This is a genomic window from Streptomyces sp. NPDC050610, from assembly GCF_040654875.1.
GTDB lineage: Bacteria > Actinomycetota > Actinomycetes > Streptomycetales > Streptomycetaceae > Streptomyces.
Window position 1 is genome coordinate 62,039 of record NZ_JBFAIV010000018.1, and the last position, 14,380, is coordinate 76,418.

Genomic DNA, 14,380 nt, shown 5'->3' on the forward strand with positions numbered 1-14,380 from the left:
CCGCCCGACTTCTCCAGGCTCTGGGAGCCATCACATGTCTGAACAGCTCTCCACCACGCCCGCGCCCGCGGACGGCGACCCCGCCGACGGCCACCCCGCCGGCGAGGAGCCGCGCCCGGACCTCGCCGCCCGCGCGTCCCGGCTGATCGGCCGGGCGCGCCGGCCGCTGCTGGGGGTGTGGCTCGTGGCGCTGGCGGTGTGCGGGCTGGGCGCGATGTCCATCGCCGGCGCGCTCAGCGGCGGAGGGTGGTACGCGGCCGGGGCCGACTCGACCCGGACCGCGGCCGAACTCGAACACGGCTTCAAGGGCCGCGGCATGACCACGGTCACCCTGGTCATGCACGACAAGCAGCACCGCGCCGACTCCCCGGAGTTCGAGAAGCGCGTACGGGCCGTGGCCAAAGAGGTGATCGCCGACCCCGAGCTGAAGGCGACGGACAGCTACGGCTGGACGACCCTCTCGCCGCAGAACCGCTCCGCCTACGTGGGCAAGGACCAGCGGACGGCCATCGACTCGGTGGCCCTCTCGCTCGACGACGGCACCGCGCGCCGCGAACTCCCCAAGATCCAGAAGGATCTGTCGGACCGCTTCGGATCGCAGGGTATCGACGTCTCCCTGGTGAGCCCCTCGTCGTTCTGGGGCGAGGTCAACGACCTGAGCCAGCAGAGCCTGATGAAGGCCGAGCTCATCACGATGCCGCTCATCATCATCATTCTGCTGCTGCTCTTCCGCAGCGTGGTCGCCGCCCTGGTCTCGCTGGCGGTGGGGGTCAGCGCCATCGTCTTCACCCTCGGCCTGCTCTCCCCGGTGGCCCACCACTACGAGCTCTCCGTCTTCGTGGAGAACGCCGCCACCATGCTGGGCCTCGGCGTCGGGGTGGACTACTCGCTCTTCATGGTCACCCGGTTCAAGGAACAGCTCGCCAGAGGCCAGTCCGTCGAGGCCGCCGTGGCCGCCACCCTGCGCACCTCCGGGCACACCGTCATCGCCTCCGGCATCACCGTCGTCCTGGCGATGTGCACCCTGTTCCTGATCGACCTCAACGTCATCCTCTCCATCGCCCTCGGCTCCATCGTCGTGGTCGCCTTCTCCGTACTGACCGCCGTGCTCTTCCTGCCGGTCCTCCTGCACCTGCTGGGCGAGCGGATCAACGCCGGCCGGGTGCGCCTGCCGCGGTGGCTGAGCGGCGGCCGCACCGGCCCGGAGAACGAGGAGTCCAGCCGCTGGTACCGCATCGCCCTGCGGGTCATGGGGCGCCCGGTGATCTTCCTCGCGGGCAGCGCCATCGTGCTGATCGCGCTCGCCGCCCCCGCCGCGCAACTGCGCACGTTCTCCCCCGACGCGCGCATCCTGCCCAGCTCCTCGCCCGTCCGGGTCGGCTACGACCATGTGCAGGACGCGTTCGGCGTCGGCCAGACCTCCCCCGTCCAGGTGGTCGTCAGCTCCGACCGCCCGCTCGGCGAGACCGACCAGTCCGCGCAGGTGGTGAAGCTCCGCGACCGGCTGCGGAAGCTCCCGCACGTCGTACGGGTCGACTCGGCCGTCAGCGCCCTTCAGGCCGCCTCCCCCGACAAGCCCTTCGCCGCGCTGAACGGCTCGGTCCTCGGCCGGCTGCCCGCCGACGCCCGCGACACCGTCCGGCACTTCGCGGCAGCGGACGACCGTAAGACCATCCTCGAAGTGATCATGGACGACCGCGCCGCCGGCGACGCCGCGCGCACGCTGCTCGGGCAGGTCCAGGACGAGACGCGGAAGCTGACCGGGCCGCTGCACGCCGTGGTCGGCGGCGAGACCGCCGAAGGCATCGACGCCAACCGCGTCATCCAGGACAAGCTGCCGGCCGTCATCCTGCTCATGCTCGTCGCCGTGTACGTGGTGCTGCTGCTGACGTTCCGTTCGCTGCTGCTCCCGCTCAAGGCCATCGCCATGAACCTGGTGTCGATCGGCGCGACCTACGGCGTCCTCGTCCTCGTCTTCCAGCACGGCTTCGGCACCGACCTGCTCGGCTTCGAGAAGACCAACTACCTCCAGAACTTCGTGCCGGTGCTGCTGCTGGCACTGCTGTTCAGCCTCAGCACGGACTACGAGGTCTTCCTGCTCGGCCGGGTCCGCGAGGAGTACCTGGCCACCGGCGACAACACCGTCTCGGTCGCCCGCGGCCTCACCCGCACCGCCCCGCTGATCTCCGGCGCGGCCCTGCTGATGGTCGCGGTCTTCGGCTCCTTCGGGTTCACCGGGATCGTCCCCATGCAGCAGCTCGGCTTCGGCATGGCGATAGCCATCCTCCTCGACGCCACGCTCGTACGCCTGCTGCTCGTACCGGCGGCCATGCGCCTGATGGGCCGCTGGAACTGGTGGATGCCCGGCCGCCGCTTCGCTACCGCTCCGGTGACGGCGGAGGGTTCGGCACCGACCCCGACCGCCGGTACGGAAGACGGCTCGGCGGAACCGGTACGGACCGGGGCCCGGTAGTACGTACTGGGGGTAGGTGACGTACGAGTGCCGGGGAACGTCGTGGGTGACGTTCCCCGGCACTTTTCGTACGGGCCGCGGGGCCTGAACCGCGGTCACTCCATGCCGCTGTGCAGCCCCGGGATGCGCAGCGTGCCGCCGAACTGGCCGGCCTGAATGGCGGTGAAGTCGGAGAAGAAGATCTCCGGCGGCGTGATGGGCGGGGGGAAGTCGGGCGTGAAGGTGACGGGCAGCAGCCCGAAGAGATTCCCTTTCAGGCTCTCCGTATACATGGTGATCCCTCCGTCGATGGTGGAGGTGGTCCCCTTTCCGCCGCGTACGTACGTCCTCTTGCCGCCCACGCCCTGGTCGGCCGTCTGGTCGAGGTTGTGGATGCTCGCCGAGTTCATCGTGAACTTCAGCGCCTGCTTGGTCCGGCCGTCGGCCGTCCGCAGGTTCACCACGCCGTGGTACTGGAGGTTGTGCATGGTGATCAGGTCGGACTTCAGGGTCCACGGCTGATTCGGCAGCCCTACGGGCGTCTGCTCGTCCTTGCCGCCGGACTTCTTCTCCACGACGCAGGGGTACGGCTTCTTGCCGTCGGCGTCCGGTGTGGTGGTGGGGGTTGGGGTGGGGTCGGGAGAGGGAGTGGCCGAGGGGTCTTTCTGGTCGGCCTTCTTGTCATCCTTCTCGTCGGCCTTCTTGTCGTCCTTGTCGGCCTGGTCGGACGGCGCATCACCGGAAGCCTTGTCGGGGGAAGGTTCCTCGCCTGCGGGCTTCTGGTCCGCTGCGGAATTCCCGCCGGTCGTCGGGGTGGCCGTGGGAGTCGGCGTGGACGGCTGCGCGGGCTTGCCCTCGTCCTTGCCGTGGCCCCCGTTGAGAAGATCCTTGATCTTGTCGCCGAGTCCCAGCGGATCGAGGGGGTTGTGCGTGGCGGACGGCGAGGGGGTGGCGGTGTGGGGAGAGGGGGACGGGCTCTTGTCCTCGGGCTTGTCCTTGTCCTTGTCCTTGGTCTTGCCCTCGGACTTGTCCTTGGCTTCCTTGTCGCCGGAGGCGCTCGGGGACGGAACATCGCCGATCGTGCCGGTGACCGTCTTCTCGCCTTTGGGCTTGTCCTTGCCCTGCTCGCCCTTGGCCTTGTCATCGCCCTTGCCGTCCTTGGACTTGCTGTCGTCCTTGGACTTGCCGTCCTTGGCGTCCTTCTCATCCTTGCCGTCGGCGTCCGTCTTCTGGTCCGGCGCCGTGACGCACGGCCCGTCCTGGAACGGATTCTTCGGCAGCGGCTTGGCCTGGGCCAGCTGGGGCGTGAAGCCCAGGCCCATCAGCACCGCGCTGGGCATCGCGGCGATGGCGATCGCCTTGCCCGCGGGCACGTGGAACCGAGTCAGCAGGGGCTTCCTCGGCGCGGCGTGCCGCGGACCGGTTCTGCCCCGGCCGGCGGCGCCCCCTGCACCTCGCCCGTCCTGTTCGTCGTCAGGCGGCACGGTACCTCCCGTTCATCGGGCTCGCCCCCGGCAGGTCACCGCCCAGGGAACCGCCCTTTCCGGTGTTCTCTCCGCCCTCAGCGGGCTGCGTTCCCGTGTGCTGTTCACCGTCGTCGGCGCTCATCTCGGCGGTCGGCTCGGACGGCGATTTACGCGCCGGCTTGATGCCCGGCGCCCAGGACACCCCGAGCGCGCCGCCTATGAGTCCCAGGAGGAAGCCGATCAGAAAGGCCCCGAAGTTCGAGACGACCAGAGAGACCAGCGCCAGCAGGATCGCCGCGACACCGGCGAACACTCTCGACTGGGGCTGGAACCACATGGTCAGACCGAGCACGATCAGCAGAATGCCGATGATCAATGAACCTGCGCCCGCAGTGGTGGCCAGCCGGACGGTCAGCGACCCGAGGGTGAGGTTCTGATAAGGGACGTACATGATCGGGACACCGGCCAGCAGCGTCAGCAGGCCCGCCCAGAAGGGGCGTTGTCCGCGCCATCCGCGGAACGATCGGCGCATTCGGCCAAGTGTGTCGATCGGCCGCGGTCGCGTGTCGGCGCTCATGTCGTACAGCTCCTCAGGACTGGCGAATCGGTGGTACGTGAGCGGATGTGCGGGCTAGACGGAAGCCGGCGCACGGGTGCGAGGGACAGTCGCCGCCCCGCACCCGTCCGTTCACTTCTTCTTCAGCTTGCACTCAGCGTCGATGCCCTTGCTGACAGCCATGTGCAGGCCCTTGAGCGTGAAAGTGCCGGCAGTGGTCGCCCAAGCGCGCTGTTCGACGTTGTCGAACACCACGGTGTCCGCCTGTTGGGCGAACGAACCGGGCTGATACTTGCCCTTTGCCTTGTCACCCGCCGACGGGCCGGTCTTGGTCTTGTCCACATCCACGCCGATGTCGATGTTTGTGAACTCCGCGTCGGCTTTCAGGTCATCGGCGTCGATGTACAGCGTCTTGGCCTCGACCGGCTTCTCCTCGCCCGCTTCCAGCTTCATCGTCATCTTGCCGATGAGCGGCACCGGCACGACCACGGACTGGCAGAGGTTATGGATCGTTGCCGATTTGAAGCCGACCACGGCCACCGGCTTCTGCTTGTCCTTGCCCGAATTTCCCTCGTCAGCGGCTCCGTACTGGACGAAGTCCTCACCCACGAGATGCGAGGCCGTGACCTTGAACTGCTGTCCCGACACACTGAATGAGGCCGCGAGCGCCCCCTGTGAGAGGGCGACTCCTATCGCGGCCGTAGCGGCGACGCTCGGCACCATGACGACGGCGAACCGCCGCCATCTGGTCCCGCCACGAGCCAGGGACTCCATGACTTTCCTCCTTCTCGGACGTACATCTCCGGTACGGACCGGGCCGCTTGGGCCGGCCGTTATCCGGGATGGGAGAAGTGCTACGTCCTCGGGAAGGAGAGCGCCGTCATCGGAGGCGCACCGCGTTCCGAATCCATTGGCGATCACCCCCGAGCGACAACCACTGGCCGCGCTCCCGCGCAACCTGCTGGACAGGCCCCGCCGATGGCGACGGAGACCCCCCTGTCCATAGACCGGTGACTGCGCCGCCGGCCTGCCCGGTGGGGACCCATGCCCCAAGGCGCGACCGGCTGCCGGGCTTCGGGAATGGACCGAGCTTGGCCGATCGTGGTCCATTCCCGGCCGAGGCACAAGGGGCTCGTTACTAGCGAGTAACGGACAGATCAACAATGCTCGACCGACCGCCATCGAGCGGGCACCGACCGTTGCCGCGAACTGGTCGGAAAGAAACGGAGAAATCGCAAAAATCCGGCCAGAACACCGGAGTTCACTTACTGCGAGTAACAGCGACCGCGTTTACCAAGTTTTGGTAAAGCGCGGTCGCCGCACTGTTTGAGACAGGGGTGGGACAGGAGTGGTCAGAACAGCGCCCGGGAGAGCGCCATCCGGGCGGCCGTGACCCGGGGGTCGTCGGCGCCGATCACCTCGAACAGCTCCAGCAGCCGGAGCCGGGCGTCCTCGCGGTCCTCGCCCGCCGTGCGCTTCACCGTGTCGATCAGCCGGCCGAAGGCGTCCTCGATGTGCCCGCCGACCAGGTCGAGGTCGGCCGCCGCGATCTGCGCCGCCGCGTCCGCCGGGGACTCGGCCGCGGTCTTGCGCACCTGCTGCGGGTCCAGGTCCTGCACCCGCCGCAGCAGTTCGGCCTGGGCCAGCCCCGCCTTGGCCTCCTCGTTGGCGGGGTCGTCCGAGAGCACGTTCTTGTACGCCTGGATCGCGCCGCCCAAGTCGCCCTCGTCCAGCGCCTGGTGGGCCGCGCCCAGCGCGCTGTCGTACGGGCCCGCCGGCTGCTCCGGGGCCTCGTCGGCGTCCTGCCCGTCGGCCTGTCCCTCGGTGCCCGCCGCCGCGGGGTCGATCGGCGCGCCGACGATCCCGAACCGCTGCTCGGAGACCTGGATCAGCTGGTCCAGCACCTGCCGGATCTGCGCCTCCGGCGCGGAACCCTGGAACAGCGGCAGCGCCTGCCCGGCCACCACCGCGAACACGGCGGGGATGGACTGCACGCCGAACTGCTGGAAGAGCAGCTGGTTCGCCTCGACGTCGATCTTGGCGAGAACGAACCGCCCGGCGTACTCACCGGCCAGCCGGTCCAGCAGCGGGCTCAGCTGCTTACAGGGCTCGCACCACTCGGCCCAGAAGTCGATGACGACCGGTACCTCGGCGGAGCGCTGCAGTACTTCCTGCTCGAAACCCGCCTCGTCGACGTCGAAGATCAAACGGGCGGCCGCGGCCGCCCCGGCGCCCCCGCCGTTGCGCGCGGCTTCGGCGCGCGTCTGCTCCGCCTTCTGCTTCGCTTCCCCGGCCGCCTTCACCGCGGCGAGGTCGACCACTCCACTCATGGACATATTCCGTGGCTGCATGGGTCCATCCTCCCCCTTTCGCCAGGCGAACGGTAAAGCAAGTTGTGCAATGCACGGACCAGGCCCGCCCACAGCGCTCCGCCGGATTGCGGGGCATACGGTCGAACGCGGCCCAAAAGTCCCGAAAAGCCCCGCGGTCCCTCGGTCGGCGCCGGGTCCCCACCCGTGGCGCCCGTGGCTGTCGCTCTTTCGCTACGCCTCGTAGCGTAACTGGAACGATCGGCCGGACAACAGGGCCTCTTCGTGATCTCACTCACGGATTCCGCTCCCTGGGGAAGCGGGCTACCCGGCGGTAAGGTCGCCGCCATGAATCCCCCAGCCGGCCGTACGAGCCGTACCGGCCGACCGGGCCGGCCGCGCAGTCCCGAAGCCGATCTCGCGATCCTGGCCGCCACCCGGGCGGCGCTCGTCGAACTCGGCTGGTCCAAGCTCACCATGGGAGACGTCGCCGCCCGCGCCGGGGTCGCCAAGACCACCCTCTACCGCCGCTGGGCGGGCAAGAACGAACTGGTCGTGGACGCGGTCGCCGTCCTCTTCGACGAGCACCTCGACCTCCCGGACCGCGGCAGCCTCCAGGCCGACGTGGAGGGCGTGGTCCTGCGCTTCGCCGACCTGCTGGAGCGCCCGGAGACCAAGACGGCCCTGATGGCCGTCGTCGCCGAGTCCACCCGTGACGACGCGCTGCGGGCCCGTATCCGCTCGACCATCGTCGACCGGCAGAAGACGCTCGTCCTGCTCGGCCGGGAACGCGCGCAGGCCCGCGGCGAGCTGCCGTACGAGGAGGACCCCGCGACGGCGGCCCGCAACGCGGACCTGATCTTCGACGTCATCGCGGGCGCGGTGGTGCACCGCGCCCTGGTGAGCGCCGAGCCGGTGGACACCGACTGGGCGCGCGCCTTCACCGCCCTGCTGGTGGCGGGCCTACGAGCGGCCCTGCCCCAGCCCCCGGACGCTCCCGGCGACTGACGGCCGACGGCCGACGACTCACGACCGAGGGCGCCCGTACGCCCGTACCGTCTGGCCCATACGCCCCTACGCACGTACCGCCCGTACGCCCGAGCCGCCCGTACCGCTCAGAATCCCGCGGGCTCCGTGTACGTCCCCCACTCCTCGCGCAGCGCCTCGCAGATCTCGCCGAGCGTCGCCTCCGCCCGTACGGCCTCCAGCATCGGCTCGATCATGTTCGAGCCGTCGCGGGCGGCGGTCAGCAGCGCGGAGAGCGTGGCGGTGACCTTCGCGTCGTCGCGCGCGGCCTTGCGGCCGGTCAGCGTACGGACCTGGTCGCGCTCGACCTCGTGGCTGACGCGGAGGATCTCCAGGTCGCCCGTCACCGAGCCGTGGTGGCAGTTGACGCCGACGACGCGCTTGTCGCCCTTCTCCAGGGACTGCTGGTAGCGGAAGGCGGACTCGGCGATCTCGCCGGTGAACCAGCCGTCCTCGATGCCGCGCAGGATGCCGCTGGTGATCGGGCCGATCGGGTGCTGTCCGTCCGGCACGGCGCGGGCGCCGCGCTCCTTGATCTGCTCGAAGATCTTCTCGGCGTCGGCCTCGATGCGGTCGGTGAGCTGCTCTATGTACCAGGAACCGCCCAGCGGGTCCGCGACGTTGGCGACGCCGGTCTCCTCCATCAGCACCTGCTGGGTGCGGAGCGCGATCTCCGCGGCCTGCTCGGAGGGGAGCGCCAGGGTCTCGTCGAGGGCGTTGGTGTGCAGGGAGTTGGTGCCGCCGAGCACCGCGGCGAGCGCCTCCACTGCGGTGCGGACCACGTTGTTGTAGGGCTGCTGCGCGGTCAGCGAGACGCCGGCGGTCTGGGTGTGGAACCGCAGCCACTGCGCCTTGTCGGTCCGGGCGCCGTAGACCTCCTTCATCCAGCGGGCCCAGATGCGGCGGGCGGCGCGGAACTTGGCGATCTCCTCGAAGAAGTCGAGGTGGGCGTCGAAGAAGAAGGAGAGGCCGGAGGCGAAGGCGTCGACGCCGAGGCCGCGGGAGAGGCCCAGTTCGACGTAGCCGAAGCCGTCGGCGAGGGTGTAGGCCAGCTCCTGCGCGGCCGTCGCCCCGGCCTCGCGGATGTGGTAGCCGGAGACGGACAGCGGCTTGTAGGCGGGGATGTTCCGGGCGCAGTGCTCCATCAGGTCGCCGATGAGGCGCAGGTGCGGCTCGGGCTGGAAGAGCCACTCCTTCTGGGCGATGTACTCCTTGAAGATGTCCGTCTGGAGCGTGCCGTTGAGCACGCCCGGGTCGACGCCCTGGCGCTCGGCGGCGACCAGGTACATGCAGAAGACGGGGACGGCCGGGCCGCTGATGGTCATGGAGGTGGTGACGTCGCCGAGGGGGATGTCCTTGAAGAGGACCTCCATGTCGGCGGCGGAGTCGATCGCGACGCCGCAGTGGCCGACCTCGCCGAGGGCCTTCGGCTCGTCCGAGTCGCGGCCCATGAGGGTGGGCATGTCGAAGGCGACGGAGAGCCCGCCGCCGCCCGCGGCGAGGATCATCTTGTAGCGCTCGTTGGTCTGCTCGGCGTTGCCGAACCCCGCGAACTGGCGGATGGTCCACGTCCGGCCGCGGTAGCCGGTGGGGTGCAGGCCGCGGGTGAAGGGGTACTCACCGGGCCAGCCGATCCGCTCGAACCCCTCGTAGGAATCGCCGGGCGCGGGCCCGTAGACGGGTTCGACGGGGTCGCCGGACAGGGTCGAGAAGTCCGCGTCGCGCTTGCGCGCCTTGTCGTAGCGGGCCTGCCAGCGGCTGCGCCCTGCTTCGATCTCCTGTGCATCCATGCGGTCTCTTCGCCTCTCCGCGCCCCGGCGCGAGTCTGTGACGTCGACTCTGTGACGTCGGCGGCCGGCGGCCGCTCGCAGATTTACTAGGACGTCCTAGTAAATGGTTGCGCAAGACCGCCCCGAGCACAAGGGGCGTCGGGGCGGTGGGCGGGTCGCGCCGGGCGGTGTCGGGGCGGCGTCAGACCTTGGCGGGCTCGGCGGAGTCGTCCGCCACCAGGGGCGCCAGCTCCCGCGCCACCTTGCGCTCGACGAAGAAGGCGGCGGTCGGAATGGTGCCCGCGATCAGCACCCAGATGAGCTTGCCGAACGGGTACCTGGCCTTGGAGCCCATGTCGAAGGCGAAGATCAGGTAGAGGACGTAGAGCCAGCCGTGCGCGATGGCGACGACCTTGGTGAAGTCCGCGGCGCCGTCCATGCCCAGCAGGTACTTGGCGATGCAGCCGAGAGTCAGGAGGACCAGCAGCACGCCGGTGACATAGGCCATCACGCGGTAGCGGGTCAGCACGCTTCGTTTCACTGGGGTTCCCTCGCCTTGCCGTCTGGGGGCGGCCTCGTCCCGGCCGGGAGCCCGGGGAAGGGCCTCGGGAGACTGCCGTATGGAGTCGAGCGTAACCGCACGTTCCAGGCGATCTTGCGGCCGGGGGGTGCGCTGCGGGCCCCGCCGCCGGGCCCTCCCCCTCAGTTTTTCGTCAGCCCCTTCCCGGGGCTCCCCGTAGTCCTCTTCAGGGACTCTCCTCAACCCCCTCCCGGGCCTTCCTCAGTTCTCCTCGAAGTCGCCCGCGGCCACGCGCAGCGGGCGGAGCATCGCGAAGATGTCCGCACACTCCTCCGCGTCGTACGCCCCCAGGCCGAAGTCCATCGCCATCAGGTCGCGGGTCGCCTCCTCGACGACCTCGCGGCCCTTGTCGGTGATGGCGGCGAGCGTGCCGCGCCCGTCGTTCGGGTTGGGCCGCTTGTCGACTAGGCCCGACCGGACCAGCCGGTCCACGGTGTTGGTCACGGAGGTGGGGTGCACCATCAGCCGCTCGCCGATCTTCGACATCGGCAGCTCGCCCGCCTTGGAGAAGGTCAGCAGCACCAGCGCCTCGTACCGCGCGAAGGTCAGTCCGTACGGCTTGACGACGGCGTCGACCTGGCCGAGAAGAATCTGCTGGGCGCGCATGATCGAGGTGATCGCGGCCATGGAGGGGACGGCTCCCCATCGCTCCTGCCAGAGCTCGTCGGCGCGGGCGATGGGATCGAACGTGAGGCTGAGGGGCTTCGACACCCCACCGAGCCTACCGGCCGGTCATATCGTGGTCACTGCCATCCCACACTCCGGACCGATGCCTTCCGGCCAACTCGCGGGCGTACGGGGCACGCCGCTCGTACGGTGGGCCGAAGCGGTGGCCACGAAGTGGCGGAGGGGGTCGGCTTGGGGTACCGGATGTGGTTCGGGGCCGCGGATCTGCTGCGGTGCCGGTTCGCGATCTCGCCGCTGTGGGAGACGCAGGAGGCGGTACGGACGCTGAGCCGGCCCGACCGGCACGGCTACCACCTGCCGTGGCTGCGCCGGATGCGGGACGCGGCGGCCGGAATCGATCTCGCGCCGGTCCGGCTCCTGATGCCGCCGCACGGCTACAACCCGGACTTCCTCTGCCCACCGCCGACGGGCCCGCTCGCCTCGTTCGCGGACGAGCTGGAGCGGGTACGGACCGCCGACCCGCACACCGCACGCGCCGAGGTGGCCCGCTCGCTCGCCGACACCCCCGGCGCGGCCCGGAGCCCCCGGGGGCGGGCCCTGCTGGACGATCCGGCACGGACCGTACGGGAACTGGCGGACCTGCTGGAGCAGGCGTGGGACGCGCTGGTCGCGCCGCACTGGCCGCGGCTGCGGGCGCTGCTGGAGGCGGATGTCGCCTTCCACTCGCGGCGGCTGGCCGACGGCGGCCTGGAGCAGCTGTTCGCGGGGCTGCACCCGCGCCTGAGCTGGGCGGACGGCGTGCTGACGGTGGAGAACCGGTCGCCCTCCCGGCACGCGCGGACGCTGACCGGCGAGGGGCTGGCGCTGGTCCCCAGCGTCTTCGTCTGGCCCGACGTGGTGAGCGGCTTCGACCCGCCGTGGCAGGCGACCGTGGTCTACCCCGCGCGCGGCATCGGCGCCCTGTGGACGCCGCCGGAGCCCGGCGCGGGCTCCCTGGTCCGTCTCCTGGGCCCGAACCGCGCCGCCCTGCTCGCGGGCCTCGACACCCCGGCCTCCACCACGGACCTGGCGCACCGGCACGGGCTCGCGCCCTCGTCCGTATCGGCGCACCTGTCCGTACTGCGCGACGCCGGGCTGCTGCTCTCGCGCCGCGACGGGCTACGGGTGCTGTACGAGCGCACGCCGCTGGGGACGGCGCTGACCGAGGGGCGCTGACGGCGGGCCGGGACCGGGGGACCGGCAGCGAGTCGGGGACCCAAGGGCGCCAACTGCGCGTCAGCGGCCGAAGCGCTCAGTCGCCGCGGTCCGGGGTCGGGGCCGAGGCCTGGTTCGGGGCCTGGTCCGGCCGGGACATCTCGGTGAGATGGGCTTCCATGGTGGCGCACATCTCGCCCAGGAACTCGGCGAAGCGGTCCAGCAGTTCGGGCGGGTACTGGCCCAGCAGCGCGTCCACGCGGACGCCGAGGGGGCAGAAGAATTCGTCGGCGCGCTCCTGGATGTGCTCGCTGCTGTGCAGGGTGACGATCCGGCGGTCGGCGTGTTCGCGGGTGCGGACGATGTGCCCGGCCGCTTCGAGGCGGTTCAGGAGCGCGGTCGTGGCGCCCGAGGACAGCGGGATGCGCTCGCCGAGCCGGGCCGGCGAGAGCGAGGTGCCCCGCTCCTCCGCGCCGATGATCTCCAGCAGCGCGACGGCGTCGGTGGAGTGCAGGCCCAGCCAGGCGGCGAAGCTGCGGCTCAGTTCGGTGTGCTGGCCGCCATAGGCCCGCAACCCTTCGACCAGCCGTTCGCGCCGCGCCACGATGCCGCCCCGCGTCGGTTCCTCCGCCAAGGCCCGCCGCCTTCCATCCGCTCGTACCGATGATCCGAGCCGACGGCTCGTTTTTGACAACCTACCGCCCTGAACTTACCTTCACCATGGAATTACTTCACCATGGAGGTATTGAGATGCGTGACCCTGCCCCTTCCCCGACCCGCCGATGGCTCGGCCTGATCGCCATCGCACTGGGCGTGGCGCTGATGGTCGTGGACACCACGATCGTCAACGTGATCGTCCCCTCGGTCATCGAGGACCTGGACATCAGCTCCGGCCAGGCCCAGTGGATCCAGGAGTCGTACGCGATCGTCGTCGCGGCGCTGCTCCTGCTGGTCGGCCGGTGCGCGGACATCCTCGGCGCCCGGCGCGTCTTCGTCACGGGGGTCGTGATCTTCGGCGCGACCAGCGTGCTGGCCGGCCTCGCGCCCACCGGCGGCCTGCTCGTACTGGCCCGCTTCCTCCAGGGCGCCGGCGCGGCGATGATCCTGCCGACCTCGCTGGCCCTGCTGAACGCGACGTTCAGCGGCAAGGCGCGCGGTCAGGCGTTCGCCGTCTGGGGCTCGACCATCGGCGCCGCCTCGGCGCTCGGCCCGCTGCTGGGCGGCTGGCTCGCCGCGCACGCCTCGTGGCGCTGGGCGTTCGGCATCAACGTGCCGCTCGCCGCGCTGATCGCGGTCGGCGCGCTGCTGTTCCTGGCCCCCTCGCCCCGGACCGCGGCGCGCGTCGACGTGACCGGGGCGGTGCTGTCCGCGCTCGGCCTGGGCCTGCTCGCCTTCGGGCTCGTCGAGGGCCGTACGTACGGGTGGCTCGCCTCGATCCGCCCGCTGGACGTCCTCGGGTTCGCGTGGGACGGCGGGCCCTCGCCGGTCCTCGTCGCCCTGGTGCTCGCCGTCGTCGCCCTGGCCCTGTTCGTCCGCCGCCAGGTCGTACTCGCACGCGGCGGCGACCCCTCGCGGGCCCTGATGGACGTGCGGCTCTTCTCCGTCGCGTCGTTCCGCAACGGCAACATCGCCACCCTGATCATCGGCCTCGGCGAGTTCGGCATCGTCGCGGTGCTCCCGCTGTGGCTCCAGTTCACCCTCGGCTACAGCGCGCTCCAGGCGGGGCTCGCCCTCGTGCCGGTGGCCATCGGCAGCTTCGTCGCGAGCGGCGCGAGCTTCCCGATGTCGGCGAAGGTCGCGGCCCTCGGCCAGGTCCGGATCGGGCTGGCCATGGAGGTCGTCGGACTGGCCGGACTCGGGCTGATCGCGACCACGGACAGCCCGTGGTGGTCGATCGCGCTGGTGCTCTTCCTGTACGGCATCGGCGTGGGGTTCGCCACGGCCCAGGTCACCAACGTGGTCCTCGCGGAGGTCCCCGACCACAGCGCGGGCCAGGGGTCCGGCATCCAGAGCGCCTTCCGCCAGTTGGGTTCCGCCCTGGGCATCGCCGTGCTGACCACGGCGTTCTTCACCACCCTCGGCTCCCGGCTGCGCACCGGCCTCGGCGACGCCGGCCTGTCGGCGGAGCGGTCGGGCCACTTCGTACACGCCGTCACCGACAGCGCGGGCGCCGCGATCGGCCCGCTGGCCGCGCACCCGGCCACCGCGCCGGTCGCCGACGCGGCGCGTTCGGCGATGACCACGGGCATCACCGTCGGCGGCCTCATCGCGGCGGGCTTCGTCGTGCTCGGGCTGATCGCCACCGCCCTGATCCCCGGCGCACCGGCCGGGACGGCGGCCGCGCCGGACCCTTCCCCGGCGGAGCCGGAGCCCGCGCGCTCCTAGGGTTCCGGGGCGTGGC

The 14,380-nt window shown here is 70.7% G+C and carries 12 protein-coding genes; 4 read left to right on the plus strand and 8 right to left on the minus strand.

What is annotated here, in order from left to right; translation table 11 throughout:
* Positions 1-34: 34 nt before the first annotated feature.
* Entirely contained in the window at positions 35-2,473 is a 2,439-nt protein-coding gene (locus AB0I22_RS22560; RefSeq protein ID WP_363132645.1) for an MMPL family transporter, read from the plus strand.
* 95 nt (positions 2,474-2,568) lie between these two features.
* Here the strand turns inward: AB0I22_RS22560 and AB0I22_RS22565 are convergent, their stop codons facing one another.
* The 4 genes from AB0I22_RS22565 to AB0I22_RS22580 all read right to left on the minus strand — a co-directional run bounded on the left by AB0I22_RS22565 (position 2,569) and on the right by AB0I22_RS22580 (position 6,825).
* Positions 2,569-3,825: a hydrogenase expression protein HypF gene (locus tag AB0I22_RS22565; protein WP_363132646.1), complete on the minus strand. Its 1,257-nt coding sequence runs from the start codon at positions 3,823-3,825 to the stop codon at positions 2,569-2,571.
* A 100-nt stretch (positions 3,826-3,925) separates the two neighbouring features.
* Positions 3,926-4,495, minus strand: a complete 570-nt coding sequence (locus tag AB0I22_RS22570) for a DUF6114 domain-containing protein (protein ID WP_363132647.1) — start codon at positions 4,493-4,495, stop codon at positions 3,926-3,928.
* A gap of 111 nt (positions 4,496-4,606) precedes the next feature.
* Positions 4,607-5,248, minus strand: a complete 642-nt coding sequence (locus tag AB0I22_RS22575) for a DUF6230 family protein (RefSeq protein WP_363132648.1) — start codon at positions 5,246-5,248, stop codon at positions 4,607-4,609.
* A 578-nt stretch (positions 5,249-5,826) separates the two neighbouring features.
* A complete protein-coding gene (locus AB0I22_RS22580) occupies positions 5,827-6,825 on the minus strand; it encodes a tetratricopeptide repeat protein (RefSeq protein WP_363132649.1) in 999 nt (332 codons plus the stop codon).
* Between the two features lie 306 nt (positions 6,826-7,131).
* Here AB0I22_RS22580 and AB0I22_RS22585 point away from each other — a divergent pair, with 306 nt between their 5' ends.
* A complete protein-coding gene (locus tag AB0I22_RS22585; protein WP_363132650.1) occupies positions 7,132-7,791 on the plus strand; it encodes a TetR/AcrR family transcriptional regulator in 660 nt (219 codons plus the stop codon).
* 107 nt (positions 7,792-7,898) lie between these two features.
* Here the strand turns inward: AB0I22_RS22585 and AB0I22_RS22590 are convergent, their stop codons facing one another.
* The 3 genes from AB0I22_RS22590 to AB0I22_RS22600 all read right to left on the minus strand — a co-directional run bounded on the left by AB0I22_RS22590 (position 7,899) and on the right by AB0I22_RS22600 (position 10,869).
* Positions 7,899-9,599, minus strand: a complete 1,701-nt coding sequence (locus tag AB0I22_RS22590; protein WP_363132651.1) for a methylmalonyl-CoA mutase family protein — start codon at positions 9,597-9,599, stop codon at positions 7,899-7,901.
* A gap of 181 nt (positions 9,600-9,780) precedes the next feature.
* Positions 9,781-10,119 carry a DUF3817 domain-containing protein gene (locus tag AB0I22_RS22595; RefSeq protein ID WP_363132652.1) on the minus strand — a complete coding sequence of 113 codons (339 nt, stop codon included), beginning with the start codon at positions 10,117-10,119 and terminating at the stop codon, positions 9,781-9,783.
* A gap of 240 nt (positions 10,120-10,359) precedes the next feature.
* Positions 10,360-10,869: a MarR family transcriptional regulator gene (locus AB0I22_RS22600; RefSeq protein ID WP_363132653.1), complete on the minus strand. Its 510-nt coding sequence runs from the start codon at positions 10,867-10,869 to the stop codon at positions 10,360-10,362.
* Positions 10,870-11,016: 147 nt separating this feature from the next.
* Between AB0I22_RS22600 and AB0I22_RS22605 the strand changes: the two genes are divergently transcribed.
* Positions 11,017-12,000 carry a DUF5937 family protein gene (locus AB0I22_RS22605; RefSeq protein WP_363132654.1) on the plus strand — a complete coding sequence of 328 codons (984 nt, stop codon included), beginning with the start codon at positions 11,017-11,019 and terminating at the stop codon, positions 11,998-12,000.
* A 76-nt stretch (positions 12,001-12,076) separates the two neighbouring features.
* Here AB0I22_RS22605 and AB0I22_RS22610 read toward each other — a convergent pair whose 3' ends face one another.
* A complete protein-coding gene (locus AB0I22_RS22610; RefSeq protein ID WP_363132655.1) occupies positions 12,077-12,613 on the minus strand; it encodes a MarR family transcriptional regulator in 537 nt (178 codons plus the stop codon).
* Between the two features lie 116 nt (positions 12,614-12,729).
* Between AB0I22_RS22610 and AB0I22_RS22615 the strand changes: the two genes are divergently transcribed.
* A complete protein-coding gene (locus AB0I22_RS22615) occupies positions 12,730-14,364 on the plus strand; it encodes an MFS transporter (RefSeq protein WP_363132656.1) in 1,635 nt (544 codons plus the stop codon).
* The last annotated feature ends 16 nt before the right edge of the window (positions 14,365-14,380 follow it).